The organism is Mycobacterium sp. E183 (assembly GCF_001667735.1).
In the GTDB taxonomy this organism is placed as follows: domain Bacteria; phylum Actinomycetota; class Actinomycetes; order Mycobacteriales; family Mycobacteriaceae; genus Mycobacterium.
The window spans coordinates 1-26,998 of the sequence record NZ_LZJN01000089.1; the positions used below are offsets into that span (position 1 = coordinate 1).

Annotated in this window: 25 protein-coding genes; 11 read left to right on the forward strand and 14 right to left on the reverse strand. The window is 69.0% G+C overall.

The window, feature by feature from the left end; all coding sequences use genetic code 11:
• Positions 1-104 precede the first annotated feature (104 nt).
• From A5691_RS08675 to A5691_RS08705, 7 genes are read right to left on the reverse strand one after another with little or no spacing between them, the layout of a single operon-like run.
• Entirely contained in the window at positions 105-452 is a 348-nt protein-coding gene (locus A5691_RS08675; protein ID WP_067275683.1) for a metal-sulfur cluster assembly factor, read from the reverse strand.
• A complete protein-coding gene (gene sufU / locus A5691_RS08680) occupies positions 427-927 on the reverse strand; it encodes a Fe-S cluster assembly sulfur transfer protein SufU (RefSeq protein WP_067275677.1) in 501 nt (166 codons plus the stop codon). The genes A5691_RS08675 and sufU overlap by 26 nt, the downstream gene beginning before the upstream one ends.
• On the reverse strand, positions 924-2,165 hold the full coding sequence (locus tag A5691_RS08685; protein ID WP_068016147.1) for a cysteine desulfurase: 1,242 nt from the start codon (positions 2,163-2,165) through the stop codon (positions 924-926). The genes sufU and A5691_RS08685 overlap by 4 nt, the downstream gene beginning before the upstream one ends.
• A 2-nt stretch (positions 2,166-2,167) precedes the next feature.
• The gene (sufC, locus tag A5691_RS08690; RefSeq protein ID WP_068016151.1) at positions 2,168-3,004 is read right to left on the reverse strand and encodes a Fe-S cluster assembly ATPase SufC; all 837 of its coding nucleotides are present in this window, start codon (positions 3,002-3,004) and stop codon (positions 2,168-2,170) included.
• Positions 3,001-4,188: a Fe-S cluster assembly protein SufD gene (gene sufD / locus A5691_RS08695; protein WP_068016154.1), complete on the reverse strand. Its 1,188-nt coding sequence runs from the start codon at positions 4,186-4,188 to the stop codon at positions 3,001-3,003. Before sufD ends, sufC begins: the two co-directional genes overlap by 4 nt.
• A complete protein-coding gene (gene sufB / locus A5691_RS08700; RefSeq protein ID WP_068016157.1) occupies positions 4,188-5,636 on the reverse strand; it encodes a Fe-S cluster assembly protein SufB in 1,449 nt (482 codons plus the stop codon). The genes sufD and sufB overlap by 1 nt, the downstream gene beginning before the upstream one ends.
• On the reverse strand, positions 5,633-6,373 hold the full coding sequence (locus tag A5691_RS08705; protein ID WP_067753079.1) for a metalloregulator ArsR/SmtB family transcription factor: 741 nt from the start codon (positions 6,371-6,373) through the stop codon (positions 5,633-5,635). The genes sufB and A5691_RS08705 overlap by 4 nt, the downstream gene beginning before the upstream one ends.
• A gap of 164 nt (positions 6,374-6,537) precedes the next feature.
• Between A5691_RS08705 and mptB the strand changes: the two genes are divergently transcribed.
• The 4 genes from mptB to A5691_RS08725 all read left to right on the forward strand — a co-directional run bounded on the left by mptB (position 6,538) and on the right by A5691_RS08725 (position 11,127).
• A complete protein-coding gene (mptB, locus tag A5691_RS08710; protein WP_068016160.1) occupies positions 6,538-8,238 on the forward strand; it encodes a polyprenol phosphomannose-dependent alpha 1,6 mannosyltransferase MptB in 1,701 nt (566 codons plus the stop codon).
• A 58-nt stretch (positions 8,239-8,296) separates the two neighbouring features.
• Entirely contained in the window at positions 8,297-9,232 is a 936-nt protein-coding gene (locus A5691_RS08715) for an ABC transporter ATP-binding protein (RefSeq protein ID WP_156670053.1), read from the forward strand.
• Between the two features lie 77 nt (positions 9,233-9,309).
• A complete protein-coding gene (locus A5691_RS08720) occupies positions 9,310-10,020 on the forward strand; it encodes an ABC transporter permease (RefSeq protein WP_231968974.1) in 711 nt (236 codons plus the stop codon).
• Between the two features lie 171 nt (positions 10,021-10,191).
• Positions 10,192-11,127, forward strand: a complete 936-nt coding sequence (locus tag A5691_RS08725) for a heme A synthase (RefSeq protein ID WP_197504967.1) — start codon at positions 10,192-10,194, stop codon at positions 11,125-11,127.
• Here A5691_RS08725 and A5691_RS08730 read toward each other — a convergent pair.
• Positions 11,077-11,718 (reverse strand): hypothetical protein, encoded by a 642-nt coding sequence (locus A5691_RS08730; protein WP_068016163.1) that lies wholly within the window; start codon positions 11,716-11,718, stop codon positions 11,077-11,079. The two genes, A5691_RS08725 and A5691_RS08730, sit on opposite strands and share 51 nt — an antisense overlap.
• A gap of 19 nt (positions 11,719-11,737) precedes the next feature.
• On the opposite strand from A5691_RS08730, the gene A5691_RS08735 reads away from it, so the two are divergent.
• Positions 11,738-12,712, forward strand: a complete 975-nt coding sequence (locus A5691_RS08735; protein WP_067753057.1) for a quinone oxidoreductase — start codon at positions 11,738-11,740, stop codon at positions 12,710-12,712.
• 118 nt (positions 12,713-12,830) lie between these two features.
• Here A5691_RS08735 and A5691_RS08740 read toward each other — a convergent pair whose 3' ends face one another.
• Entirely contained in the window at positions 12,831-13,757 is a 927-nt protein-coding gene (locus tag A5691_RS08740; RefSeq protein WP_068016165.1) for a heme o synthase, read from the reverse strand.
• A 258-nt stretch (positions 13,758-14,015) separates the two neighbouring features.
• Between A5691_RS08740 and tkt the strand changes: the two genes are divergently transcribed.
• The 6 genes from tkt to A5691_RS08770 are packed head-to-tail and all read left to right on the forward strand — an operon-like array spanning position 14,016 to position 20,917.
• Positions 14,016-16,106 carry a transketolase gene (gene tkt / locus A5691_RS08745; protein ID WP_068016168.1) on the forward strand — a complete coding sequence of 697 codons (2,091 nt, stop codon included), beginning with the start codon at positions 14,016-14,018 and terminating at the stop codon, positions 16,104-16,106.
• A 15-nt stretch (positions 16,107-16,121) separates the two neighbouring features.
• A complete protein-coding gene (tal, locus tag A5691_RS08750; RefSeq protein ID WP_067753048.1) occupies positions 16,122-17,240 on the forward strand; it encodes a transaldolase in 1,119 nt (372 codons plus the stop codon).
• Positions 17,237-18,781, forward strand: a complete 1,545-nt coding sequence (gene zwf, locus A5691_RS08755) for a glucose-6-phosphate dehydrogenase (protein ID WP_068016171.1) — start codon at positions 17,237-17,239, stop codon at positions 18,779-18,781. Before tal ends, zwf begins: the two co-directional genes overlap by 4 nt.
• Before the next feature lie 45 nt (positions 18,782-18,826).
• On the forward strand, positions 18,827-19,738 hold the full coding sequence (opcA, locus tag A5691_RS08760; RefSeq protein ID WP_068016174.1) for a glucose-6-phosphate dehydrogenase assembly protein OpcA: 912 nt from the start codon (positions 18,827-18,829) through the stop codon (positions 19,736-19,738).
• Positions 19,735-20,490: a 6-phosphogluconolactonase gene (pgl, locus tag A5691_RS08765; RefSeq protein ID WP_067753039.1), complete on the forward strand. Its 756-nt coding sequence runs from the start codon at positions 19,735-19,737 to the stop codon at positions 20,488-20,490. The genes opcA and pgl overlap by 4 nt, the downstream gene beginning before the upstream one ends.
• A 28-nt stretch (positions 20,491-20,518) precedes the next feature.
• Positions 20,519-20,917, forward strand: a complete 399-nt coding sequence (locus A5691_RS08770) for an ATPase (protein ID WP_067275764.1) — start codon at positions 20,519-20,521, stop codon at positions 20,915-20,917.
• An 11-nt stretch (positions 20,918-20,928) separates the two neighbouring features.
• Here A5691_RS08770 and A5691_RS08775 read toward each other — a convergent pair whose 3' ends face one another.
• From A5691_RS08775 to A5691_RS08795, 5 genes are read right to left on the reverse strand one after another with little or no spacing between them, the layout of a single operon-like run.
• A complete protein-coding gene (locus A5691_RS08775; RefSeq protein ID WP_067753036.1) occupies positions 20,929-21,741 on the reverse strand; it encodes a DUF1206 domain-containing protein in 813 nt (270 codons plus the stop codon).
• Positions 21,742-21,757: 16 nt separating this feature from the next.
• Positions 21,758-24,565 carry a phosphoenolpyruvate carboxylase gene (gene ppc / locus A5691_RS08780; RefSeq protein ID WP_067753034.1) on the reverse strand — a complete coding sequence of 936 codons (2,808 nt, stop codon included), beginning with the start codon at positions 24,563-24,565 and terminating at the stop codon, positions 21,758-21,760.
• A gap of 45 nt (positions 24,566-24,610) precedes the next feature.
• Positions 24,611-24,844 carry a preprotein translocase subunit SecG gene (gene secG / locus A5691_RS08785; protein ID WP_040624202.1) on the reverse strand — a complete coding sequence of 78 codons (234 nt, stop codon included), beginning with the start codon at positions 24,842-24,844 and terminating at the stop codon, positions 24,611-24,613.
• 50 nt (positions 24,845-24,894) lie between these two features.
• On the reverse strand, positions 24,895-26,343 hold the full coding sequence (locus tag A5691_RS08790) for an MFS transporter (RefSeq protein WP_067753031.1): 1,449 nt from the start codon (positions 26,341-26,343) through the stop codon (positions 24,895-24,897).
• A complete protein-coding gene (locus A5691_RS08795) occupies positions 26,340-26,906 on the reverse strand; it encodes a PadR family transcriptional regulator (protein ID WP_067753020.1) in 567 nt (188 codons plus the stop codon). The genes A5691_RS08790 and A5691_RS08795 overlap by 4 nt, the downstream gene beginning before the upstream one ends.
• Between the last annotated feature and the right edge of the window lie 92 nt (positions 26,907-26,998).

Here is a 26,998-nt window from a genome sequence, read left to right on the forward strand (position 1 = left end):
TGCCCACCGATGGGGCGCCCGCACCACCACCTTCACCTGCCGCATTTGCCCTTCCACCTTTAGCGGCGGATTGCCGCCATTGGCTAGCGGAAGGGCAGGTGGCTTCAGACGGTGAAGCCCAGGGCGCGCAGTTGTTCGCGGCCGTCCTCGGTGATCTTGTCCGGACCCCACGGCGGGTTCCACACCCAGTTGATCCGCAGGTCGTCGACCAGCCCGCTGCTGACCAGCGCGCTGCGCGACTGGTCCTCGATGACGTCGGTCAGCGGGCAGGCCGCCGAGGTCAGCGTCATATCGAGCAGGGCGACGGTCCCGTCGTCGCCCTCTTCCACGTTGAGGCCGTAGACCAGCCCGAGGTCGACGACGTTGATGCCCAACTCGGGGTCGACGACGTCGCGCATCGCCTCCTCGAGGTCGGCAAGAAATTCGTCACCCGGTGCGGCGGTCTCGCTCATCCTGTTCCTCCTCGAAGTCCGCGCCCCTGCCTGAACAAGCTTGGGCCAACGCGTCTTTGAAGGCCATCCAGCCCAGCAGTGCGCATTTCACCCGGGCCGGGTATTTGGCCACTCCGGCGAACGCGATGCCGTCGCCCAGGACGTCCTCATCGCCTTCGACGGTGCCGCGCGAGGACACCATTTCGGTGAACGCGGCGATGGTGTCCAGCGCCTCGGGCACCGTCTGACCGATCACCTGCTGGGTGAGCACCGAGGTCGCCGCCTGGCTGATCGAGCAGCCCTGCCCGTCATAGGAGACGTCGGCCACGCGCCGGCCGTCGTCCGACAGCGCGACCCGCAGCGTCACCTCGTCCCCGCACACCGGGTTGACGTGATACACCTGCGCGCCGAACGGCTCGCGCAGCCCGCGGTGCTGCGGATGCTTGTAGTGATCGAGGATCACGTCCTGATACATCTGCTCCAGGCGCACCGTCAGTCACTCCTAAAGAATTCCAGCGCGCGGCGCACGCCGGCCACCAGGCGTTCGACCTCGTCGGTGGTGTTGTACACGGCGAACGACGCCCGGGCGGTGGCCGCCACGCCGAACCGGCGGTGCAGCGGCATCGCGCAGTGATGCCCCACCCGGACCGCGACGCCCTCGTCGTCGAGCACCTGCCCGACGTCGTGGGCGTGCACCCCGTCAACGACGAACGACACCGGTGAGGCACGGTGTTCCATCGTGGTCGGCCCGATGATCCGCACGCCGTCGATGCCCGACAGGCCCTCCAGGGTCGCGGCGACCAGCTCGCGCTCGTGCGCCTCGACCGCGCCCATGCCGACGGCACCCAGATAGCGTGCGGCCGCGCCCAACCCGACGACCTGCGAGGTCATCGGCGTGCCGGCCTCGAACCGTTGCGGCGCCGGGGCGTAGGTCGACGTCTCCATGGTCACGGTCTCGATCATCGACCCGCCGGTGAGGAAGGGCGGGAGCTGTGACAACACCTCGCGCCGGGCGTAGAGCGCACCGACTCCGTTGGGGGCCAACATCTTGTGGCCGGAGAACGCGGCGAAGTCGACGTCGAGCGCGTGCAGGTCGACCGGCTCGTGCGGCACCGACTGGCACGCGTCCAGCACCGTCACGGCGCCGACGGCCTTGGCGCGGCCGACCAATTCCGTCACCGGCGCCACCGCGCCGGTGACGTTCGAGTGATGGCTGAAGGCAACGACTTTCACACGCTCGTCGAGCTCCAGCGAATCCAGGTCGATGCGCCCGTCGTCGGTCACGCCGTACCAGCGCAGCGTGGCGCCGCTGCGTCGGGCCAGCTCCTGCCACGGCACGATGTTGGCGTGGTGCTCCAGCTCGGTGGTGACGATTACGTCTCCCTCGCCGACGGCGCGCTCGAACCTGTTGTCACCCAGCACGTATGACGCCAGGTTGAGCGCCTCCGTGGCGTTGCGGGTGAAGACCAGCTCATCGGCGTGGACGCCGACGAAAGCCGCGATGTCGGCGCGGCCCTGCTCGTAGGCGTCGGTCGCCTCCTCCATCAGCTGGTGCGCGCCACGATGCACCGCGCCGTTGGACGTGGTCAGGAATTCGCGCTCGGCGTCGAGCACCTGCAGCGGGCGCTGCGACGTCGCGCCGGAATCCAGGTACGCCAACTGCTTTCCGCCGCGCATCACGCGCTTCAGGATGGGAAAGTCAGCGCGGATGGCGTCGACGTCCAGTGCGGTCATGCCTACGCTCCCGCGGCCGCCGCTCGCGGGGATCCCAAGCGCGGCGAAGCCGGGCGCAGGGGGTCGCCGCCATCGGTCTGGGTGAAGCGCACGTAGCCGTTCTCCTCGAGCTCGTCGGCCAGCTCCGGGCCGCCGGATTCGACGATCCGGCCCCCGACGAACACGTGCACGAATTGCGGGCGGATGTAGCGCAGGATCCGGGTGTAGTGGGTGATCAACAGGATGCCGCCGTGCTCGGCCTCGGCGTAGCGGTTCACGCCCTCGCTGACCACCCGCAGCGCGTCCACGTCCAGGCCGGAGTCGGTCTCGTCGAGGATCGCGATCTTGGGCTTGAGCAGACCCAGTTGCAGGATTTCGTGGCGCTTCTTCTCGCCGCCGGAAAACCCTTCGTTGACACTGCGCTCGGCGAACGCCGGGTCGATGTCGAGGTCGGCCATCGCGGCCTTGACCTCCTTGACCCAGTGCCGCAGTTTCGGCGGCTCGCCGCGGACGGCGGTGGCGGCGCTGCGCAGGAAGTTCGACATCGACACGCCCGGCACCTCGACGGGGTACTGCATGGCCAAAAACAGGCCGGCGCGGGCGCGTTCGTCGACGCTCATGTCCAGCACGTCCTGGCCGTCCAGCGTGATCGAGCCGGACGTCACCCGATACTTCGGATGGCCGGCGATGGCGTAGGACAGCGTGGACTTGCCCGAGCCGTTGGGGCCCATGACCGCATGCGTCTCACCGGACTTGACGGTCAGGTTGACGCCGTTGAGGATTCCTATCTCGCGGCTGCCCTCGGGGGCGTTCGGGTCTTCGACGCTGACGTGCAGGTCTTTAATTTCCAAAGTCGTCATGACGCTGTTGTCTTCTCCGTGATTTCCAGTTCGTGTTCGATGGCGGCGGTCAGGCGTTCGCGGATGTCCGGCACGGCGATCTTGGCGATGATCTCGCCGAAGAAGCCGCGCACCACCAGGCGACGCGCCTGGTCCTCGGGGATGCCGCGGGCCCGCAGGTAGAACAGTTGCTCGTCGTCGAAGCGTCCGGTGGCACTGGCGTGCCCGGCCCCGACGATCTCGCCGGTCTCGATCTCCAGGTTGGGCACCGAGTCGGCGCGCGCCCCATCGGTGAGCACCAGGTTGCGGTTGACCTCGAAGGTGTCGGTGTCGGTGGCCTCGGCGCGGATCAGCACGTCGCCGACCCAGACGGTGTGCGCATCGGGCCGCTGCGATGACGGATCCCCTTGCAGCGCGCCCTTATACAGCACGTTGGACTTGCAGTTGGGCTGGGCGTGGTCGACCAGCAGCCGCGATTCCAGGTGCTGCCCGTCGTCGGCAAAGTACAAGCCGAGCAGCTCGGCGTCCCCGCCCGGGGCGGCGTAGCGCACGTTCGCCGACATCCGCACCACCTCACCGCCCAGAGTGACGGCGACGTGGCGCAGCACCGCGTCCTTGCCCAGCTTGGCGTGGTGCGCGCTCACGTGCACGACGTCGTCGGCCCAGTCCGCGATCCACACCACGGTGAGGCGCGCGGCGTCGCCGACGATCAATTCGACGTTGTCGGCGTAGGTTCCGCTCCCCCGATGGTCGATCACCACGACCGCCTCGCCGAGCTCGTCGACGCTGATCTGCAGGTGCCCGTAGGCCACCGCGCCCGCACCGGGACCGGTCACGGAGATGTTGATCGGCTCGGCGACTTGCACGTCCCGGCCGACGCTTACCAGCGTCGCGGAGTTGAACGACGAAAACGCTTGCGCGGCAACGCGGTCGGTGGGCACCCCGGCGCGGCCGAGCCGCTCGTCACCGCGGTGGGCGGTTTCGGTGAGCACGCCCGGTTGCTCGCCGACGCTGATCTGCGCCTTGCCGGTGGCCTGAGCCGAGCCGTCGTGCAGCCCGCGCAGCCGCCGCAGCGGGGTGAACCGCCAGATCTCGTCACGCCCGCTGGGCACCTCGAAGGCGTCGACGTCGAAGGACGCGAACAATTCGCCCTTGTTGGCGGCGGTGAGGGCCGAACCCTCAACCGCTTCAGTCACGTTCGTCACTAGCCGACCGAGCCTTCCATCTGCAGCTCGATGAGCCGGTTGAGCTCCAGGGCGTACTCCATCGGCAGTTCCTTGGCGATGGGCTCGACGAAGCCGCGCACCACCATGGCCATGGCCTCGTCCTCGGTCAGCCCACGGCTCATCAGGTAGAACAGCTGGTTGTCGCTGACCTTGGACACGGTGGCCTCGTGGCCCATCGTGACGTCGTCCTCGCGGATGTCGACATAGGGGTAGGTGTCGCTACGGCTGATCGTATCGACCAGCAGCGCATCGCATTTCACGCTGGAACGCGAGCCGTGCGCGCCCTTGTTCACCTGCACCAGCCCCCGGTAGGAGGTGCGGCCGCCGCCGCGGGCCACGGACTTCGAGACGATGTTGCTCGACGTGTTGGGCGCCAGGTGCAGCATCTTGGCGCCGGCGTCCTGGTGCTGGCCCTCCCCGGCGAAGGCGACCGACAGGACCTCACCCTTGGCGTGCTCACCGGTCATCCAGACGGCCGGGTACTTCATGGTCACCTTGGACCCGATGTTGCCGTCGACCCACTCCATGGTGGCGCCGGCCTCGGCGCGCGCCCGCTTGGTGACCAGGTTGTAGACGTTGTTCGACCAGTTCTGAATCGTGGTGTAACGGCAACGGCCACCGGGCTTTACGATGATCTCCACCACCGCCGAGTGCAGCGAGTCCGAGGTGTAGATGGGCGCGGTGCAGCCCTCGACGTAATGCACGTAGGCGTTTTCGTCGACGATGATCAGGGTCCGCTCGAACTGGCCCATGTTCTCCGTATTGATCCGGAAGTAGGCCTGCAGCGGGATGTCGACGTGCACGCCCGGCGGAACGTAGATGAAGGACCCACCGCTCCACACCGCGGTGTTCAACGCGGAGAACTTGTTGTCCCCGGCCGGGATCACGGTGCCGAAGTACTGCTGGAAGAGCTCGGGGTGTTCCCGCAGGCCGGTGTCGGTGTCGAGGAAGATGACGCCCTGGGACTCCAGGTCCTCGCGGATCTGGTGGTACACCACCTCGGACTCGTACTGGGCGGCCACCCCGGCGACCAGCCGCTGCTTCTCGGCCTCGGGAATTCCCAAGCGGTCGTACGTATTCCGGATGTCCTCCGGCAAGTCATCCCATGAGGCCGCCTGCTTCTCGGTCGACCGCACGAAGTACTTGATGTTGTCGAAGTCGATGCCGCTCAGGTCCGAGCCCCAGTTGGGCATCGGCTTGCGGTCGAAGATGCGCAGCGCCTTCAGCCGGGTCTGCAGCATCCATTCCGGCTCGTTCTTCTTCGCCGAGATGTCGCGGACCACCGCCTCGGACAGCCCACGCTGGGCGCTCGCTCCGGCGACGTCGGAGTCCGCCCAGCCATAACCGTAGCGGCCCAGCGAGGCGATCGCCTGCTCCTGGGTCAGCGGCTCTGTTATGGCCTTCTGGGCCTCTGGCGTGAGGGTCATAACGACGCTCCTTCGATGCTCGTGGTGTCGCGACGCGGGCTGGGCGCCGGGGTAAGAGGTACGTGGGTGGTGCAGGCGCAGTTGCCGTTGACGATGGTCGCCAACCGCTGCACGTGGGTTCCGAGCACCTCGGCCATGGCCTGCTGCTCGGCTTCACACAGTTCCGGGAACTCCTCGGCGACGTGCGACACCGGGCAGTGGTGCTGGCAGATCTGCACGCCGTGGATCGGGCCGCCGACCCGCGTCGTGGTGGCGACGTAACCGGCCTTGGTCAGCGCGCCGGCCACCCGCTCCGCGGCCGCCTCGACTTCGGCGTCGTCGTCGCCCTCGGCCGACGGTACGCCGGCCAGGATCGAATCGATCCGTTGCCGGGCGAACGTGCGGACGGCGTCCTCACCGCCGATTTCCCGCAACTGCCGCATGGCGGCCGCCGCCAGGTCGTCGTAGGCGTGCTCGAGCTTGGCGCGGCCCCCCGCGGTGAGCCGGAACCGCTTGGCGGGACGCCCGCGACCGACCTGCTGCCAGGACGCGGCGGGCACCGACTCGGCGTCCCCCGCTTCGATCAGGGCGTCGAGGTGGCGTCGCACTCCGGCGGCCGCCAGCCCGAGCCGGTCACCGATCTCGCCGGCGGTGATCGATCCGGACTCCACCAGCAGGCGCACGATCGCGCGGCGGGTGTGGCCATCCGGCATCGCCGCGCCGACGGCGGCGTCATCGAGGCCGGTTCGGATTTTCACAACACCAGTGTGACGCAATTCCGGGGATCGGTCTACCAAGGGTCCCCTGCGCGGGCGTTGCACTGGTCACATTCGGTACAACGCGGCGACCCGTTGCAACCGCGCTCGCGATCGCCGCCGGGTTGGCAGGCGAGCCCGGTGACCCCGACGGTTACGCTGCTCTGATGGCAGCCCGCCACCACGTGCTGAGCTCGTCGATCGCCAGCCTGCATGGCGACGAGCAGGCGGTGGGCACGCCGCTGAACGATACCGAGCTCACCGCGCTGCAGCGCACCCGCCTCTTCGGTGCGACCGGCACCATCCTGATGGCCATCGGCGCGCTGGGCGCAGGCGCCCGGCCCGTGGTCCAGGACCCGACCTTCGGGGTGCGGTTGCTCAACCTGCCGTCCCGGATCCAGACCGTGTCCCTGACGATGACGACCACCGGCGCGGTCATGATGGCGCTGGCCTGGCTGATGCTCGGACGGTTCGCCCTGGGCAGCAGGCGGATGTCCCGCGGCGACCTGGACCGCACCCTGCTGCTGTGGACGCTGCCGCTGCTGATCGCCCCGCCGATGTACAGCAAAGACGTCTACTCCTACCTGGCCCAGAGCCAGATCTCCCTCGAGGGGCTCGACCCGTATCGGGTGGGGCCGGCGTCCGGGCTCGGCCTGTCCCACGTCTTCACGCTGTCGGTCCCGACACTGTGGCGGGAGACGCCGGCGCCCTACGGCCCGCTCTTCTTGTGGATCGGGCGCGGCATCTCGGCCATCACCGGGGAGAACATCGTCGCCGCCGTGCTGTGCCACCGGCTGGTCGAGCTGGTCGGCGTGGGCCTGATCGTGTGGGCGACCCCGCGGCTGGCGCGGCGCTGCGGCGTCGCGGAGGTCAGCGCGCTGTGGCTGGGCGCGGCCAATCCGCTGCTCATCATGCATCTGGTCGCCGGCGTTCACAACGAGGCACTGATGCTCGGGCTGATGCTGGCCGGCGCCGAGTTCGCGCTGCGCGGCATCGACTCGCCGCGGCTGTTCCCGGCCTCCTGGCGGCCCGGTCAAGACTGGGAACCGCTCGGCATGCTGCTGGCCGGGGCGGTCCTGATCGTGCTGTCGTCACAGGTCAAGCTGCCGTCGCTGCTGGCGCTCGGCTTCGTCACGATGGCGCTGGCGTACCGATGCGGGGGCAACCTGCGGGCGCTGCTGCTGGCGGGCGGCGCGATGAGCGCGCTGTCGCTGGCGGTGATGGCGCTCGTCGGCTGGGCCAGCGGCCTCGGTTTCGGCTGGATCTACACGCTGGGCACCGCCAACGTCGTGCGCAGCTGGATGTCGCCGCCGACGCTGCTCGCCCTGGGCACCGGGCAGGTGGGCATCCTGCTGGGGCTGGGCGACCACACCACCGCGGTGCTGGGGCTCACGCGCGCCATCGGCGTGCTGATCATCACGGTGATGGTCGGCTGGTTGTTGGTGGCCGTCTTCCGCGGCCGGTTGCATCCGATCGGCGGCCTGGGCGTGGCGCTCGGCGTCACGGTGCTGCTGTTCCCCGTCGTGCAGCCCTGGTATCTGCTCTGGGCGATCATCCCGCTCGCCGCCTGGGCCACCCGCAGCGGTTTCCGCATCGCGGTCATCGTCATCACCCTGGTCGTCGGCATCTTCGGCCCGACCGCCAACGGCGACCGCTTCGCGCTGTTCCAGATCGTGGACGCGACCCTGGCCAGCACCGTGATCGTGGCGGTCCTCATCGCGGTGACCTACACCCGGCTGCCGTGGCGGCGACTCCCGGGCGACAGCGCCGAACCGCAAGGGACGACGGCCGAAACGGCGCCGGCGCCCACGACCGCTGAGACCCCGCGCCCGGCCGCGGTGCCTGACGCCTACGCTGATTCCACGTGAGCCGCGCCGACGACGATGCAGTGGGGACCCCACCCGCTTGCGGGGGAGAGCGGCGCTCGTGAGCTCGGACGTTCCTGAAACGGTCGTGCGGCTGCGCGGGGTGAGCAAGCGCTACGGATCCACCACGGCGGTCGCCGATCTCGACCTCGAGGTGCATGCCGCCGAAGTGCTGGCCCTGCTGGGTCCCAACGGCGCGGGAAAGACCACGACAGTCGAGATGTGCGAGGGCTTCGTGCGCCCGGACGCCGGCACCATCGAGGTGCTCGGCCTGGACCCGATCGCCGACAACGCCCGCCTGCGCACCCGCATCGGCGTGATGCTGCAGGGCGGCGGCGGGTACCCGTCCGCGCGGGCCAGCGAAATGCTGAACCTGGTCGCCTCGTACGCCGCCGACCCGCTGGACCCGGCGTGGCTGCTGGACACCCTGGGCCTCACCGACGCCGCCCGTACCACCTACCGGCGGCTCTCCGGCGGCCAGCAGCAGCGGCTCGCGCTGGCCTGCGCTCTGGTCGGCCGGCCCGAGCTGGTCTTCCTCGACGAACCGACGGCGGGCATGGACGCACACGCCCGGCTGCTGGTCTGGGAGCTGATCGACGCGCTGCGCCGCGACGGCGTGACGGTGCTGCTGACGACACACCAGCTCAAGGAGGCCGAGGAACTCGCCGATCGGCTGGTCATCATCGACCACGGCGCGACCGTCGCCGCCGGCACGCCGACCGAGCTGATGCGCGCGGGCGCCAAGGACGAGCTCCGGTTCACCGCGCCGCCACGGCTCGACCTGTCGCTGCTGACCGCCGCGCTGCCGGAGGACTACAAGGCCTCGGAGGTGACGCCCGGCGAGTACCTGGTCGAGGGTCCGGTCGATCCGCAGGTGCTGGCCACCGTCACCGCGTGGTGCGCGCGGATCGACGTGCTGGCCACCGACATGCGCGTCGAGCAGCGCAGCCTCGAGGACGTGTTCCTCGACCTCACCGGCAGGAAGTTGCGGCCTTGAAACTGGACAAGACCCAATCGAACGTCTTCCCGGCTGGAACCTTCACCCCCGACCCCAGGCCGAACGCCGTGCCGCGGATGCTGGCCGCGCAATTCGGGCTGGAGCTCAAGCTGCTGTTGCGCAACGGCGAGCAGCTGCTGCTGACCATGTTCATCCCGATCACGCTGCTGGTCGGGTTGACGCTCTTGCCGTTCGGCTCCTTCGGCCACAACCGCGCCGCCACCTTCGTCCCGGCCATCATGGCCCTCGCGGTGATCTCGACCGCGTTCACCGGACAGGCCATCGCGGTCGCCTTCGACCGCCGCTACGGCGCGCTCAAGCGGTTGGGCGCGACCCCGCTGCCGGTCTGGGGCATCATCGCCGGCAAGTCGCTGGCCGTGGTCACTGTCGTGTTCCTGCAGGCAATCCTGTTGGGCGCCATCGGGTTTGCGCTGGGCTGGCGTCCAGCGTTGGCCGCGTTGGCGTTGGGCGCGGCGGTCATCGCGCTGGGCACGGCCGGGTTCGCCGCGCTCGGGCTGTTGCTCGGCGGCACGCTGCGGGCCGAAATCGTGCTGGCGGTGGCCAACCTGTTGTGGTTCGTTTTCGCCGGGCTCGGGGCACTGACCGTCGAGAGCGGGATGATCCCGACCGGGGTCAAGTGGGCGGCCCGGCTCACCCCCTCGGGTGCGCTCACCGAGGCCCTGTCGCGGGCGATGGTCCTGTCGGTGGACTGGTTCGGCATCGCCGTCCTGGCGGCGTGGGGCGCGGTCGCGGCGCTGGCGGCGCTGCGCTGGTTCCGCTTCACCTGACGCAATCACCTGACGCGGGTGAGATCGCCGCGGGGCGCTCGCGACACGTAAACCACGCACACGACACGCCGCGCCGGGTGTGCGTCGTTTACGTCTCGCGACGCCAGGGCTTACTACAGGACGTAGTTTTGCTTGGCCTACCATCGGGCCATGCCCGTGGGACGAACGCTGATGCGGCTGGTGGACCTGCTCCCCAATCCCAGCGTGCGCGTCCAGCGCCTCCTCGCCGCGGCCGTCATCCTCACCCAGGGCGGTATCGCCGTCACCGGGGCGATCGTCCGCGTCACGGCGTCGGGCCTGGGCTGCCCCACCTGGCCGCAGTGCTTCCCGGGCAGCTTCACCCCTGTCGCCCATGCCGAGGTGCCGCGCATCCACCAGGCGGTCGAATTCGGCAATCGCATGATCACCTTCGCGGTGGTCGTCGCCGCGGCGCTGGCGGTGCTGGCCGTGATCCGGGCCCGGCGCCGGACCGAGGTCCTCGTCTACGCGTGGCTGATGCCGGTGTCGACGGTGGTGCAGGCGGTCATCGGCGGCATCACCGTTCGCACCGGCCTGCTGTGGTGGACGGTCGCGATCCACCTGCTCACCTCGATGACGATGGTGTGGCTGTCGGTGCTGCTCTACGTCAAGATCAGCGAGCCCGACGACGGCGTGCTGCGCCGGCGGGTCCCCCGGCCGCTGCGCGCCCTGACGGCACTGATCGGGTTGGACCTGGCCGCGGTGCTCGTCACGGGCACGTTGGTGACGGCCGCCGGGCCGCACGCGGGTGACCGCAGCCCCACCCGGACCGTCCCCCGGCTGAAGGTCGCGGTCGACACCCTGGTCCATGCCCACTCCTCGCTGCTGGTCGCCTACCTCGCGCTGCTGGTCGGGCTGGGGTTCGGGCTGCTGGCGGTGCGCGCCGCCCGGCCGATCCTGCGGCGGCTGATCGTGCTGCTCGCCCTGGTGTGCGCGCAGGCCGCCGTCGGCACCGCGCAGTACTTCACCGGCGTACCCGCCGCGCTGGTCGCCCTGCACGTGGCCGGGGCCGCCGCCTGCACGGCCGCCACCGCCGCGCTATGGGCGTCGATGCGAGAGCGGGCCGAGGCCGAGCCGCTCGCAGGCTGACTCCACGGCCACCGCGAAGTCGCGCTGGGCGCGCTCGCGGTCGTCGGCGCCCAGCTGCCGCCAGCCCAGCGACCGCGCGACGAGGTCGAGTCCCACCAGCCGCCCCTCGGCGACGTCGGCGCGCGCGTACAGGAGGTCGCGGACGGCGGTTCCGGTGCGCTCGGCGGCGGCCGCCAGCGCGGCGTACCCGAGGTCCCACGGCTCGTCGTCCGGCTCGACCGGCCAGGCGTGTGATTGCTTGCCGCCGAGAAAGATCAACGCCGCCCGCGCCGTTCCGCCCGCGAGCGTCGGCACCCCGCCGGCCTCCAGGTCGCGCAGATACCGCTCATCGAGGTTCCAAGCGACCGCGTCCGGCGGGTTGAGCAGGTGGCGCACCCGCCGCGTCCAGCCGAGGAACTCGTCACGCCGGTCCGCGGGGGCGCGCAAAATCACCAGGTCGGCGTCGAGGGTCTCGGGATCGTCCCAGGACAGCCAGCGGGCGTGCAGCCCGCGGGTGCGCAGCGCGGGCACCAAGCCGGCGTCGTCGGGATGGCGCGGACCGCCCGCAAGCACGATGCGGGGATGGAAGATGTCCGGACGGGCGAGTTTCATGCCCGGGCATGATAAGCACATGCACGCAATCGAAGTCAGCGAAACCGGCGGCCCCGAGGTGCTGCGCTACGTCGACGCACTCCAGCCCACGCCCGGGCCCGGCGAGGTGCTCATCAAGGCCGAGGCGATCGGCGTCAACTACATCGACACCTACTTCCGCTCGGGGCAGTACCCGCGCGAGCTGCCGTTCATCCTCGGTTCCGAATTGTGCGGCACCGTCGAGGCGACCGGTGACGGCGTCGACGGCTTCCGCGCCGGCGAGCGGGTGGTCAGCGCATCGGCGGCCGGCGGCTACGCCGAGTACGCCACGGCCCCAGCGTTTTTGACGGCGCACGTGCCGGACGGCGTCACCTCGGACGTGGCCGCGTCGGTGCTGCTGAAGGGCCTGACCGCGCACTACCTGTTGAAGTCGGTGTATCCGGTACAGGCGGGCGACACCGTGCTGGTGCATGCCGGAGCGGGCGGGGTCGGGCTGATCCTGACGCAATGGGCGCATCTGCTCGGCGCGCGGGTCATCACCACGGTCTCCACGCCGGAGAAGGCCCGGCTGTCCCGGCAGGCCGGCGCCGACGAGGTGCTGTCCTATCCCGACGACGCGGACGACTTCGGCCGGCAGATCCGCGGGCTCACCGACGGCGCCGGCGTCGAGGCCGTGTACGACGGCGTCGGCGCCACCACCTTCGACGCCAGCCTGGCCAGCCTGGCGGTGCGGGGCACGCTGGCGCTGTTCGGCGCGGCCAGCGGGCCCGTTCCGCCGTTCGATCCGCAGCGCCTCAACGCCGCGGGCTCGGTGTTCCTGACCCGGCCGTCGCTGGCCCACTTCATTCGCACCGGCCAGGAATTCAGCTGGCGCGCAGAGGAATTGTTCGACGCGATCGCCGGCGGGGGGATCACCATCGAAGTCGGCGGCCGCTACCCGCTGGCCGAAGCCACCCGCGCCCACCAGGATCTGCAGGGCCGCAAGACGACCGGCTCGATCGTGCTGCTGCCCTGATCGCTGTCACAGCGGCCACAGCCGCCCCGCCGCCGTAGGCATGCGGCACTGTGCCACTCGAAGGCCACTCTTCGGGGGCGACGGGTGGGGCTGGTGTGGTGTGGCGGGATCGCGAGCGTCAGAACAGGTGCGGCAGCGCGATCACCGAGTCGACCGCCAACGCGCAGAACAACACCGCCAGATAGTTGTTCGATTGCAGGAACAACCGCAGCGGCTTGACCGGCTCGCCGGCGCGCACCCCGGCGTGCAGCTGGTGGGCCATCGCCAGGAACCACACCCCGGCGACCAAGGCGACGGCCGCGTACAGCCAGCCGGTGGCCAGCGCCAGCGCCAGCGTCGCCGCCACCGTCAGCCAGGTATAGATCAGGATCTGCTTGGTGACCTGGCGCTCGGTGGCCACGGCGGGCAGCATCGGCACACCGGCCGCCTTGTAGTCCTCCTTGTAGCGCATGGCCAGCGCCCAGGTGTGCGGCGGCGTCCAGAAGAAGATGATCGCGAACATCACCAGTGCCGGCCAGCCGATGGTGCCGGTTACCGCCGACCAGCCGATCATCACGGGCATGCAGCCGGCCGCGCCGCCCCACACGACGTTCTGCGACGTGCGGCGCTTGAGCAGCAGCGTGTAGACCAGCACGTAGAAGGCGATGGTGGCGCTGGCCAGGTGCGCCGACAACATGTTCGTCGTCCACCACAGCCAGAAGAATGACCCCACCGACAGCGCCAACCCGAACACCAGCGCATGGCTGCGCGGGACCGCGGCCCGGGCCAACGGCCGGCGTGCCGTGCGCTTCATCACCTTGTCGATGTCGGCGTCGGCCACGCAGTTGAGTGTGTTGGCGCCCGCGGCGGCCAGCATCCCGCCGACCAGCGTGTTGAGGATCAGCAGCGGGTTCACGGTGCCGCGGTCGGCGAGCAACATGGCCGGAATGGTGGTGACGAGCAGCAGCTCGATGACCCTCGGCTTGGTCAGCGCCAAGTACGCCAGTACCGTGCCCTGCACTCGGCTCGGCATCTGGCTCGGGGCGACGCGCCCGCGAACGCTCACGCAATAACTCCTTGGGGTCGCAGCTGCGCGCAGCATCTACTACGCACGATGGTAGACCGCGGGCCGGTGACGGTCTGCCCGCAGGGTCCAATCACGGGAGACTCCTCCCAGATTTCCGAACTGAATGTTACGGGTCGACGCCCACCGCGTAATTTTCACATCAGCCGGCGGCGGGTACCCGAAATCCAGCACTGCAAGAGCCGGCCCTCCCGCACTAGGGTGGGATTGATCAGCTCGATGACCCCAAGGACTGAGTCTGTGACCACACTCGAAGAGATCTCTACGCTGACCCAACCGCACCTCCCCGACGACTGGTCCGAGATCGACTCGGCCGCCGTCGACACGATTCGGGTGCTGGCCGCAGACGCGGTGCAAAAGGTCGGCAACGGACATCCCGGAACGGCGATGAGCCTGGCTCCGCTGGCGTACACGCTCTTCCAGCGAACGATGCGCCACGATCCGAGCGACACCTACTGGCTAGGGCGCGACCGCTTCGTGCTGTCCTGCGGACACAGCAGCCTGACGCTGTACATCCAGCTCTACCTCGGTGGGTTCGGCCTGGAGCTGTCCGACATCGAGTCGCTGCGCACGTGGGGATCCAAGACGCCCGGACACCCGGAGTTCCGGCACACCAAGGGCGTTGAGATCACCACGGGTCCGCTCGGCCAGGGTCTGGCCTCGGCGGTGGGCATGGCGATGGCCTCGCGCTACGAACGCGGGCTGTTCGACCCGGACGCCGCCCCGGGCACCAGCCCGTTCGACCACTTCATCTACGTGATTGCCTCCGACGGCGACATCGAGGAGGGTGTCACCTCGGAAGCCTCGTCGCTGGCCGCCGTCCAGCAGCTGGGCAACCTGATCGTCTTCTACGACCACAACCAGATCTCGATCGAGGACGACACCAACATCGCGCTGTGCGAGGACACCGCCGCGCGCTACGAGGCCTATGGCTGGCACGTGCAGAGGGTCGAGGGCGGCGAGAACGTGGTCGGCATCGAGGAGGCCATCGCCAACGCCAAGGCCGTCACCGACCGGCCGTCGTTCATCGAGCTGCGCACCATCATCGGCTTCCCGGCGCCGAAGTTGATGAACACGGGCAAGGCGCACGGAGCGGCGCTGGGCGACGAGGAGGTCGCTGCCGTCAAGGAGATCCTGGGCTTCGACCCGGGCAAGAACTTCGAGGTGCGCGACGAAGTCATCGCCCACACCCGGAAGCTGGTGGACCGGGGCAAGGAAGCGCACGAGAAGTGGCAGGCGGACTTCGACGCCTGGGCGCAGCGCGAACCCGACCGCAAGGCGCTGCTGGACCGGTTGACCGCCGAGGAATTGCCCGAGGGCTGGGACGCCGACATTCCGCGCTGGGAACCGGGCGACAAGGCGTTGGCCACCCGGGCCGCGTCCGGTGAGGTGCTGTCCGCGCTGGGCCCGAAACTGCCGGAGTTGTGGGGCGGCTCGGCCGACCTCGCGGGCAGCAACAACACCACCATGAAGGGCGTGGATTCGTTTGGCCCGCCGTCGATTTCGACGAAGGACTACACCGCGCACTGGTACGGCCGAACGCTGCACTTCGGCGTGCGCGAGCACGCGATGGCCGCCATCCTGTCCGGCATCGTGCTGCACGGACCGACCCGCGCCTACGGCGGCACGTTCCTGCAGTTCTCCGACTACATGCGTCCGGCGGTGCGACTGGCCGCGCTGATGGACATCGACACCATCTACGTGTGGACGCACGATTCGATCGGCCTCGGCGAGGACGGCCCGACCCACCAGCCAATCGAACACCTCGCGGCGCTGCGCGCCATCCCCAAGCTGTCGGTGGTGCGGCCCGCCGACGCCAACGAGACCGCGTACGCCTGGCGCACCATCCTGGCCCGCGGCAACGGCAGCGGTCCCGTCGGGCTGATCCTGACCCGCCAGGGCGTGCCGATCCTCGAGGGCACCAACATCGAGGGCGTGGCCCGGGGTGGCTACATCCTGGGCGACGAGGGGGCCGAGGATCCCGACGTCGTGCTGATCGCCACCGGCTCTGAGGTCCAGCTCGCAGTGGACGCCCAGAAGTTGTTGGCCGACAAGGACATTGTCGCGCGGGTGGTGTCGATGCCGTGCGTGGAATGGTTCGAGTCGCAGCCCGAGGACTACCGCGACAGCGTGCTCCCCCCGTCGGTGTCGGCCCGGGTGGCCGTCGAAGCGGGCGTCGCGCAGTCCTGGCACAAGCTCGTCGGCGACACCGGCCGCATCGTCTCGATCGAACACTATGGCGAATCCGCCGACTACAAGACTTTGTTCCGTGAATTCGGTTTCACCGCAGAAGCCGTCGCGGCCGCCGCGGAACAGGTAGTGGACAACTGAGAAAGGGTGATTCACATGACTCAGAACCCTAACCTCGCGGCGCTGTCCGCCGCGGGCGTATCCGTGTGGCTGGACGACCTGTCGCGCGAGAGGTTGCAGTCGGGCAACCTGAAGGAGCTCATCGACACCAAAAGCGTTGTGGGCGTGACGACCAACCCGTCGATCTTCCAGAAGGCGCTCGCCGACAGCGACACCTACAACGACCAGATCTCCGAATTGGCGGAGCGCGGCGCCGACGTGGACGCCACGATCCGCACGGTCACGACCGACGATGTCCGCAACGCCTGCGATGTGCTGCGGCCGCAGTGGGAAGCCTCCGACGGCGTCGACGGCCGGGTCTCCATCGAGGTCGATCCGCGCCTGGCCGCAGAGACCGACAAGACCACCGCACAGGCCGTCGAGCTGTGGAAGATCGTCGACCGCCCCAACCTGTTCATCAAGATCCCGGCGACCAAGGCCGGAATTCCGGCGATCACCGCCGTTCTCGCCGAAGGGATCTCGGTCAACGTCACCCTCATCTTCTCCGTCGAGCGGCACCGCCAGGTGATGGACGCCTACCTGGCCGGCCTGGAGAAGGCGCGCGAGGCGGGACACGACCTGTCCAAGATCCATTCCGTCGCATCGTTTTTCGTGTCGCGCGTGGACACCGAGGTGGACAAGCGCTTGGAGAAGATCGGCTCGGAGGAGGCGCTCGCTCTGCGCGGGCAGGCCGGGGTGGCCAACGCCCGGCTGGCCTACGCGGCCTACCAGGAAATCTTCGAGGGCGGCGACCGCTACGAGGCGCTCAAGGGCAGTGGGGCCCGCGTGCAGCGTCCGCTGTGGGCGTCGACCGGGGTCAAGAACCCCGACTACTCCGACACCCTGTACGTCACCGAGCTGGTCGCGCCGAACACGGTGAACACCATGCCGGAGAAGACGATTGACGCCGTGGCCGACCACGGCGAGATCAAGGGTGACACCGTCACCGGCACCGCTTCCTCGGCCCAGGAACTGTTCGACAAGCTGGCCGGAGTCGGGGTCGACCTGACCGACGTGTTCGTCGTGCTGGAGAACGAGGGCGTGGAGAAGTTCGTGGAGTCGTGGACCGAGCTGCTGGAGGAGACACAGAAGCAGCTGGGTTCCGCCTCGAAATGAGTCCGGCTCGCACCGCTGAACAATGGCATAACCCGTTACGGGACAAGCGCGACAAACGGCTGCCGAGGATCGCCGGCCCCTGTGGCATGGTGATCTTCGGCGTCACCGGGGATCTCGCCCGCAAGAAGGTGATGCCGGCCATCTACGACCTGGCCAACCGCGGGCTGCTGCCGCCGAGCTTCTCGCTGGTGGGATTCGCGCGCCGGGACTGGGAAACCCAGGACTTCCGCAAGGTCGTCTACCAGGCCGTCAAGGACCACTGCCGCACCCCCTTTCGAGAGGAGAACTGGGAACGGCTGGCCGAGGGATTCCGCTTCGTCCCAGGATCTTTCGACGATGATGCGTCGTTCGGCCGGCTGGCCGAAACCCTGGACAAGCTGGACGCCGAGCGGGGCACCGGCGGCAACCACGCGTTCTACCTGGCGATCCCGCCGAAGTCCTTCCCGGTGGTGTGCGATCAGCTGCACAAGTCCGGGTTGGCGCGCCCGCAGGGCGACCGCTGGAGCCGGGTGGTCATCGAGAAACCCTTCGGACACGACCTGGAGAGCGCGCAGGCCCTCAACCACGCGGTCAACGCCGTCTTCCCGGAGGAGGCGGTGTTCCGCATCGACCACTACCTCGGCAAGGAGACCGTGCGTAACATCCTGGCGTTGCGCTTCGCCAACCAGTTGTTCGACCCGATCTGGAACGCGCACTATGTGGACCATGTGCAGATCACGATGGCCGAGGACATCGGATTGGGCGGGCGCGCGGGATATTACGACGGCATCGGGGCCGCCCGCGACGTCATCCAGAACCACCTGATGCAGCTGCTGGCGCTCACCGCCATGGAAGAGCCGGTCAGCTTCAACCCGTCGGCGTTGCAGACCGAGAAAATCAAGGTGCTCTCGGCGACCCAACTGGCCCAGCCGCTGGACGAGACCACCAGCCGCGGCCAGTACACCGGTGGCTGGCAGGGCGGCGAGAAGGTCGTCGGGCTGCTCGACGAGGAGGGGTTCGCCAAGGACTCCACCACCGAGACGTTCGCGGCCATCACGCTGGAGGTGGACACCCGCCGCTGGGCCGGCGTCCCGTTCTATCTGCGGACCGGAAAACGGCTGGGCCGCAGGGTCACCGAGATCGCCCTGGTCTTCAAGCGTGCCCCGCACCTGCCGTTCGATGCCACCATGACCGACGAGCTGGGCGCCAACGCGATGGTCATCCGGGTGCAGCCAGACGAGGGCATCACGCTGCGGTTCGGTTCCAAGGTGCCGGGAACCGCGATGGAGGTCCGCGACGTCAACATGGACTTCTCCTACGGCTCAGCGTTCGCCGAGGAGTCACCGGAGGCCTACGAACAGCTGATCCTCGACGTACTGCTGGGCGAGCCCTCCCTGTTCCCGGTCAACGAAGAGGTCGAATTGGCTTGGGAGATATTGGATCCCGTGCTGGATAACTGGGCTTCCGACGGCAAACCCGAGCCGTACGAGGCCGGCACCTGGGGCCCGGAGTCGGCGTTCGAGATGCTGCGACGGACCGGGCGCGAATGGCGGCGGCCCTAAATGATCCGCGCCGACGACGATGCAGAACGCTGAGGAGGGGCGCCCTTGATCATCGACATGCCGGACACCACCACCACCGTGGTCAACAAGAAGCTCGACGAACTGCGGGAAAAGGTCGGCGCCGTGACCATGGGCCGGGTGCTGACGCTGATCATCGCGCCGGACAGCGATGCCATCCTCGAAGAGTCGCTCGAGGCGGCCAACAATGCCAGCCACGAGCATCCCAGCCGGGTGATCGTGACGATGCGGGGCGATCCGTACGCCGATGAGCCGCGCCTGGACGCGCAGTTGCGGGCGGGCGGCGACACCGGCGCCACCGAGGTCGTGATCCTCAACCTGTCCGGGGCGCTGGCCGGCCACGCCGCCAGTGTGGTGACCCCGTTTCTGCTTCCCGACATCCCGGTGGTGGCGTGGTGGCCGGACGTGGCGCCGGCCATCCCCGCCCAGGATCCGTTGGGCAAGTTGGCGATTCGGCGCATCACCGACGCGACCAACGGAACCGATCCGCTGGCGGCGATCAAGGGCCGGCTGCCCGGCTATACCGCCGGCGACACCGACCTGGCCTGGGCCCGCATCACCTACTGGCGGGCGCTGCTCACCTCCGCGGTCGACCTGCCGCCCCACGAGCCGATCGAGTCGGCCCTGGTGTCCGGTTTGAAAACCGAACCGGCGCTTGACATCCTCGCCGGCTGGCTGGCCAGCCGCATCGACGGCCCGGTGCGCCGGGCGGTTGGCGAGCTCAAGGTGGAACTCACGCGCAAGAGCGAGACCATCGTCTTGAGCCGGCCTCAGGAGGGCAGGACGGCAACACTGAGCCGCACCGCCAAGCCGGATGCCCTACTTCCCTTGGCGCGCAGGGAAACCGGCGAGTGCCTCGCCGAAGACCTGCGGCGGCTCGATCCCGATGAGATTTACCAGACAGCGTTAGAAGGCATTGAGAAAGTGCAGTACGTGTGAGCACCATCGTCGAAGTTTTCCCGCAGAGCAAGGCGCTGGTCGAGGCCGCGGCCAACCGATTGGCGGAGAGCATCCGCAACGCCGTGGCGGCCCGGGACCGGGCACTGGTGGTGCTGACCGGCGGCGGCAACGGCATCGGGTTGCTCGAGTCGCTGGCGGGCCTCGAGATCGCCTGGCCCAAGGTGCACCTGTTCTGGGGCGACGAACGCTACGTCCCCGAGGACGACGACGAGCGCAACGACAAGCAGGCGCGGGCGGCGCTGCTGGACCGGATCGACATCCCGTCCAGCCACGTGCACGCGATGCCGGCCAGCGACGGCGAATTCGGCACCGATCTCGCCGCCGCGGCGCTGGCCTACGAACAGCTGTTGGCGGCCAACGCCGAACCCGGCCAACCGGTGCCGAACTTCGACGTGCACCTGCTGGGCATGGGCCCCGAGGGTCACATCAACTCGCTGTTCCCGGACACCCCCGCCGTGCTGGAAACCAGCCGCATGGTGGTACCGGTCGAGGACTCCCCCAAGCCGCCTCCCCAGCGAATCACCCTGACATTGCCCGCGGTTCAACGTTCGCGTGAGGTCTGGCTGATGGTGTCCGGGGCTTCGAAGGCGGATGCCGTGGCGGCGGCCATCGGTGGTGCCGCGCCGGTCTCGGTGCCGGCCGCGGGCGCGATCGGCCGGGAAACCACGCTGTGGCTGCTCGACGAGGAGGCCGCCTCCAAACTCCCCGCACGCCCGGGTCAGTCAAGCTAGTCCCGCACCCGGTGGGATCCGGGTCATAATGACGGGCATGGCAGACAGAACCGTGCGCGGTGGGCAAGAGCGAAGCCGGATCAAGACCCTCACCCAGGCTGCGTTGAACGCCGACAAGACGGTGGAGCAGGTCGAAGACGTACTCGACGGCCTGAGCACGACGATGAAAGAGCTGAACACGTCCCTGTCCGCCCTGAACGCCACGGTCGAGCGCATGGAGAGCGGCCTGGACCACCTGGACGGCACCCTATCGCGGCTGGACGATCTGGCGCGGCGCCTGATCGTCCTGGTCGAGCCTGTCGAAGCGATCGTCGGGCGGATCGACGACATGGTCAAAGTCGGCGAGGTGATGATGACGCCGCTGTCCATGACCGAGCACGCGGTGCGCGGCGTGGTGGACCGGCTGCGCAACCGCGCGGTGGAATAGCGGCGGACGCGTCACATCTTGGTCGACCGGGCCATCACGAAGCTGTACAGCCCGTAGATGATGAGCCCCACCCCGGCGGCGATCAACAGTGCCGCCCCGAAGTGCTGAGCCCCGAGCGTCTTCAGCGCGCCGTCGAGTCCGGTGGCCTTCTTCGGCTCCGAGCGGCACGCGGCGACGATCACCAGCGCGCCTGTCAGGGTGATCACGATTCCCTTGCCGATATACCCCGCCACGCCGAGGCGGCGCACCAAGTCGCCGGACTCGCCCCGCAGGTCGTCGACGAAGTTGCGGCTGGCGCCCTTGTAGATGTGGTAGCCGCCGACCGCGACGATGATCGCGCCGCAGCCGATCAGCGCGACGGTGCCGCCGGTCGTCGCCATCAGCCGCGCGCTGATGCCCGAATTCTGTTGGTCCGCCTGCCTGCCCGCGCCGCGGGCGAACCCGAACGCGGAATAGGCGAAGGCCAGGTAGACCGCCGCCAGACCCAACGCCTTGAGCCGTGTCGACGCATCCGACGACGGCCCCTCCGACTCACGGTCGCACGATCGTCCGAGGGCGGTTTCGACGAGCCGCCACAGGCCCATCGCCAGCAGGGCGGCGGTGGCGATCCAGAGCGCGAACGGGCCGCCCGGCTTGGCCGCCAGCGTCGCCAGGGCACCGGTTTGGTCGGCGGTGCCGCCTTCTCCGCACGCGACCCGGATCGCGAGGTAGCCGACGATCAGGTGCAGTATCCCGTTGACCACGTACCCGACCCGGGCGAGACGTTCGAAGACGCCGTTCTGGGCCACTTCAGCCGCGCTGACGGGCGACGCGATGTCCGACATGGCTTACGAATGCCCGTCACCCGCTGTTCCGTAACGCGCTGGCCAATCCGTTCATCGTCAGCAGGATGCCGCGCTGCACCAGTTCGTCGTCGTCGCCGGAGCGGTAGCGGCGCAGCAACTCGACCTGCAGGTGGTTCAGCGGCTCCAGATAGGGGAACCGGTTGAACACCGAACGCGCCAGCGCGGGATTGTCGGCGAGCAGGTCGTCCTGACCGGTGATCAGCTTGTGCATCGCGATGGTTCGCCGGTGCTCGTCCACGATCTTGTCGAACACCCGGTGCCGCAGCTCCTCGTCGTCGACCAGCTCCGCGTACCGCGCCGCCAGGCCGAGGTCGCTCTTGGCCAGCACCTGGGCCATGTTGGACAGCACGCCGCGGAAGAAGGGCCAGCGCTCGTAGAGCTCGTGCAGGATCGCCACCCGTTCGTCTTCGCTTTCCGGGCCCGCCGCGATCCACTGCTCGAACGCCGACCCGGTGCCGTACCAACCGGGGAGCATGACCCGCGACTGGGCCCACGCGAGCACCCAGGGGATGGCGCGCAGATCCGAGATCGACGAGGTGGGTTTGCGTGACGTCGGCCGGCTGCCGATGTTCAGCGAACCGATCTCGCTGACCGGCGTGGAGGCCATGAAGTACTCGACGAAACCCGGTGTGTCGTGCACCAATTCGGCGTAGGCGCGTTGCGCGAGGGTGGCCACTTCGTCGAGCACCGCGTAGGCCGGCTCCGCGGCATCACCCAGACCCTCGACGTCGAGCAGCGTCGACTCCAGCGTGGCGGCCACCAGGCTCTCCAGGTTGCGCCGCGCCGCTTGCGGTTCGGCGTACTTGGCGGCGATCACCTCCCCCTGCTCGGTGAGCCGCAGCGAGCCGTTCACCGCGCCGGGGGGCTGCGCCAGGATGGCCTGATAGCTCGGGCCGCCGCCGCGGCCGACGGTGCCGCCGCGACCGTGGAAGAGCCGCAATCGGATTCCCGCCTTGCGGGCCACCTCGACCAAGGCCAGCTCGGCGCGGTAGACCGCCCAGCTGGAGGCCAGGTAACCGCCGTCCTTGTTCGAGTCGGAATAGCCGAGCATCACCTCTTGACAACCGCCCTGGGCGTCGACGACCGCGCGGTACAGCGGCAGGTCCAGCATCGCGTGCAGGATGTCCGCGCCGTTGTGCAGATCCTCGATCGTCTCGAAGAGCGGCGAGATGGACACCGGACAGTACGGTTCCGGCCCGGAAGCGTCCAGCAGCCCAGCCTCTTTCAGCAGGATCGCCACTTCCAAGACGTCGGACACCGAGCGGCACATCGAGATCACGTAGTTCGGGACGGCGGCCGGCCCGTAGCGCCCGACGGCGTGCGTCGCGGCGCCGATGACCTCGAGCTCCTTGCGGGCCAGGTCGGACAGTTGCGTGCGGTCACCGACCAGTGGACGGCGCGTGCCCAGTTCGCCCGCCAGCAGCGCGACCCGCTCGTCCTCGGGCAGCGAAACGTAGTCCGGGTGCACCCCGGCCCACCCCAGCAGCTCGGCCACCACCTCTTCGTGGACGTCGGAGTTCTGCCGCAGATCGAGGCCGCTCAAGTGAAACCCGAAGACGCTCACGCCTTCTCGCAGCAGCGCCAGGCGGTCCTCGGCGAGCAACGCGCTGCCGTGCGTGCGCAGCGACTCGTCGATGGTGTCGAGGTCCGCTTGAAGTTCGGCCGGCGCGGAATACGGCGCCAGGCCGAGATCCAGTTCGTGCTGAGGTTGACGGTCCAGGATCTGGGCGCCCGTCGCGGTGAGCCGGGCCCGGATCACCCGCACCGCCCGCCGGTACGGCTCGTCGGCGCGGGCCTGCTCGGCGCAGCTCTCGGCCAGTTCGGCCAGCCCGGGCGTGACGGGGACGAGTCGCGCCGACATCGACAGGTCCTGCTCGAGGGCGATGAGCTCTTCGAGGTAATGCGACAGCGCGGTGAACGCGGCGCTGCCCGTGGCCTGGCGGACCACGTCGCCCGTCACGTTCGGGTTGCCGTCGCGGTCGCCGCCGATCCAGGAGCCGGGCCGCAGGATCGGAGCCGCGAGCAGATCGGTGTCGGGCCAGCGCTTCCGCAAAGCGTCCCGGACCTCCGCGTTGACCTGGGGAATGACCTGGAAGAACGCGGCGGCGTAATACCGCAACCCGACCTCGATCTCGTCGGTGATCTGCAGCCGGGACAGCCGGATCAGTGCGGTCTGCCACAGGGTCAGCACCTGACGGCGCAACTCGCGCTCGATATTGCTGCCGTCGTCGGTTTCGGTGTGCCCCTCCGCGTGCAACCGCATCAACTGGGTGATCCGGTGCTGGGTGACGAAGACGGTGCGCCGCCGGGTTTCGGTGGGGTGGGCGGTGATCACCGGGGATATCAGGGCGCCGCGCAGCGCGTCGGCGACCGTGGCCGAATCGAGTTCGGCGCCATCGAGTTTCGCGTAGGTGGCGGCTAGGCTGCTGTCCTGCGGCGGCTCGCCGGCGGCGACGTGGATCGCGCGGCGTCGCTCCCGGTGGATGTCCTCGGCCACGTTGGCCAGCAGCGCGAAGTGACTGAACGCGCGGATGACCGGGATCGCCTGGTGAATGTCGATGCCGTCGAACATCCGGGCCAGCTCGGCCCGGTCGATCTCGGAGCGGCGCACCCGAAACGACTCGACCCGGGCGCGTTCCACGAGGTCGAAAACCTCGTCCCCGTTCTGCTCGCGCACGGTGTCGCCGAGGATGGCGCCCAGCAGCCTGATGTCGGCGCGCATCGGCTCGGTCGCCTCGCGACCGACCAGCGTCCTTTGCACGGCGCCGATCGGTTCGAGCGCGATGTCGGAAACGTCAACCATGTGTCCCAGTATCGGTGCGGATCACGTGGTCCGCCCGCCGACGGGTCACCGGTATTTGATCAGCAGGGCGACCCCGATGATGGACACCAGCCAGATGCCGGTGATGAACAGCGTCAACCGGTCCAGGTTCTTCTCCACCACCGTCGAGCCGGAAAGGCTGGACTGCACGCCGCCGCCGAACAGTGTCGACAGGCCGCCACCCTTGGCGCGGTGCAGCAGCACCAGCAACACCACCAGCACGCTGGTGACCACCAGGGTGATCTGCAGGGCCAACTCCATGACGCAAAAGCCTACCGGTTGGCGCGCCGTCGGCCGTAACCGACGCCCGGCTACCCGTCCCAGGCGCGCCGCGGCAGCGCGAACACCAGCGCGAAGGCCGTGACGCTGAGGGCCGCGCTGGCGGCCATGGCCAGAGTCGCGCTGTGCCCGAACGCCGCCGCCAGGGCCTCGGGTCCGCCCCGGCCGACGTGCAGCGTGCCGAACAGGACGGTGCCGATGATCGCGATCCCGATCGCGCTGCCGACCCGCTGCGCGGTGCCGATCACACCACTGGCCGCCCCGGCGTCTGCCGCATCGACGGTGGCGACGATGAAGTCGACGTTCGGGGCGATGAACAATCCACTGCCCAGGCCGGCGATCAAGAGCGGGGCGGCGAGTTGCCAGCCGCCGTACGCGGTGCCCGGCGTCAGGGCGAGCACCAGCCAGATCGCGGTGATACCGACGGCCACCATCCCCAGCCCGACCACCAGCACGGTCCGGCCGAAGCGCGCCGCCAGGGTGTCGCTCTGGGAGGCGCCGCCGACCAGCCCGATCGCAAACGGTGTCACCACCAGGCCGGATTGCAGCGCGGTGTGTCCCAGCCCCGCCTGCCACAACAGCGCGATGGTGAAGAAGATGCTCGTGAACGCCGCGAAGTACACCAGGGCGAGCAGCACGCCGCCGGTGAAGGACGCATGCGAGAACAGCCGCGGCGGCACCAGCGGGTTGCCCCCGTTCGTCTCGACGTGGCGCTCCCACTGGGCGAAGACCACCAGCAGCGCGACGGCGCCGGCCATCGAGGCGTACGTCCACAGTGGCCAGCCGTCTTGCTGACCCTGGATCAACGGGACCAGCAACGCGACCAGCGCCGCGGACAGCAGGATCAGGCCGGCCCAGTCGGCCGACGCCGCCGCACGTTCGGTTCCCGCCGGAAGCAGGATGGCCGCGGCGACGACGGCGAGCACGCCCAACGGCACGTTGACGTCGAACACCAACCGCCACCCGGGGTCCGCGCCGAACGCCTGAATGATCAGCCCGCCGATCAGCGGCCCGAGCGCAACGGAGAAGCCGATGGTCGATCCCATGATCGCCAGGGCCCGCGCCCGCTTGCGCCGGGCGAACATCAGCTGGATCAACGCGGTGATCGGGGTGAAGAAGATGCCACCGCCGAGCCCCTGCACCGCGCGGGCGCAGACGAGCCCGCTCTCGCCCTGCGCGAGCCCGCACGCCAGGCTCGCCATGGTGAACAAGGACAGGCCCGCGATGAAGACCCATTTGTGCCCGAACCGGTCCCCCACGCGGCCGGCGGGTATGAGGGCCAAACCGAATGCCAGGGCATAGCCCGAGACGATCCACGACAGTGTGGCGTTCGAGGCCGAAAGGCTGGTGCGGATGGCAGGCAGGGCAACGTTGACGATCGTGCTGTCCAGCAATGCCATGAAAGCCCCGACCAGCAGCACCGCCAGGGCAAACCAGTTACGGCGTTCGGTGCCAATGGTTTTCGGTATCGACGCCGTCACGCTTCGTCACCTCCCGCGCGCCGGCCGGCGACGATGGCGGGGAGCGCCGCGGAAAGCTCCTCATGCCAACCGATTTCGGCGCGCAGCCGGTCGGCCCTGTGCTTCATGACCAGCTTCTCGGCGAGGGTGAGGTAGCGGTCGATGGCGGCGGCATGGGCTTCCCACTCGGCGAGCATGGCACTCAGCGATGTGATCCGGGCCGCGATGGTCACCGGCAGGTCACCGAGATGGTCGGGCTGCAACCGGGTGATCGCCAGGTCGAATGGGTCGGGTTTGATGACGATCTCGCGGAGCGCGCGCAGCCGCAGACCGCCCAGCGCCTCGCGACCGGCATCGGTGATGGCCCAGATCTGCCGTTGCGGATACGCACCGGACCGCTCGACGCGCACCTCCTCGATGAGGTCCTCGGCGGCCAGTCGTTTGATCGCCCCGTACAGGGCGCCGACGGTGATGTCCGTCCACAGGGCCACGTGCTCTTCCTCGGCGAGCAGCCGGAGCTGGTGTCCATGCATCGGGCCACGCTCCTCGAGCCCCGCCAGGATGAAGATCCGTATCGACGACACGCAACTACTCTCGCACGAGTACTCGCTCGCGGTCTAGAGGGCAATGCTCTTCGACTGACTTATCCCCGTGCCGGGGTTTCGAGTCCCCCGGT

Excerpts from the sequence above, each read along its gene's own strand:
- A5691_RS08675 (WP_067275683.1), bottom strand. The coding sequence starts at position 452 with ATGAGCGAGACCGCCGCACCGGGTGACGAATTTCTTGCCGACCTCGAG.
- A5691_RS08685 (WP_068016147.1), bottom strand. The coding sequence starts at position 2,165 with ATGACCGCACTGGACGTCGACGCCATCCGCGCTGACTTTCCCATCCTG.
- sufC (WP_068016151.1), bottom strand. The coding sequence starts at position 3,004 with ATGACGACTTTGGAAATTAAAGACCTGCACGTCAGCGTCGAAGACCCG.
- sufB (WP_068016157.1), bottom strand. The coding sequence starts at position 5,636 with ATGACCCTCACGCCAGAGGCCCAGAAGGCCATAACAGAGCCGCTGACC.
- mptB (WP_068016160.1), top strand. The coding sequence starts at position 6,538 with ATGGCAGCCCGCCACCACGTGCTGAGCTCGTCGATCGCCAGCCTGCAT.
- A5691_RS08720 (WP_231968974.1), top strand. The coding sequence starts at position 9,310 with ATGCTGGCCGCGCAATTCGGGCTGGAGCTCAAGCTGCTGTTGCGCAAC.
- A5691_RS08725 (WP_197504967.1), top strand. The coding sequence starts at position 10,192 with ATGCGGCTGGTGGACCTGCTCCCCAATCCCAGCGTGCGCGTCCAGCGC.
- A5691_RS08730 (WP_068016163.1), bottom strand. The coding sequence starts at position 11,718 with ATGAAACTCGCCCGTCCGGACATCTTCCATCCCCGCATCGTGCTTGCG.
- A5691_RS08735 (WP_067753057.1), top strand. The coding sequence starts at position 11,738 with ATGCACGCAATCGAAGTCAGCGAAACCGGCGGCCCCGAGGTGCTGCGC.
- tal (WP_067753048.1), top strand. The coding sequence starts at position 16,122 with ATGACTCAGAACCCTAACCTCGCGGCGCTGTCCGCCGCGGGCGTATCC.
- zwf (WP_068016171.1), top strand. The coding sequence starts at position 17,237 with ATGAGTCCGGCTCGCACCGCTGAACAATGGCATAACCCGTTACGGGAC.
- A5691_RS08770 (WP_067275764.1), top strand. The coding sequence starts at position 20,519 with ATGACGGGCATGGCAGACAGAACCGTGCGCGGTGGGCAAGAGCGAAGC.
- A5691_RS08775 (WP_067753036.1), bottom strand. The coding sequence starts at position 21,741 with ATGTCGGACATCGCGTCGCCCGTCAGCGCGGCTGAAGTGGCCCAGAAC.
- ppc (WP_067753034.1), bottom strand. The coding sequence starts at position 24,565 with ATGGTTGACGTTTCCGACATCGCGCTCGAACCGATCGGCGCCGTGCAA.
- secG (WP_040624202.1), bottom strand. The coding sequence starts at position 24,844 with ATGGAGTTGGCCCTGCAGATCACCCTGGTGGTCACCAGCGTGCTGGTG.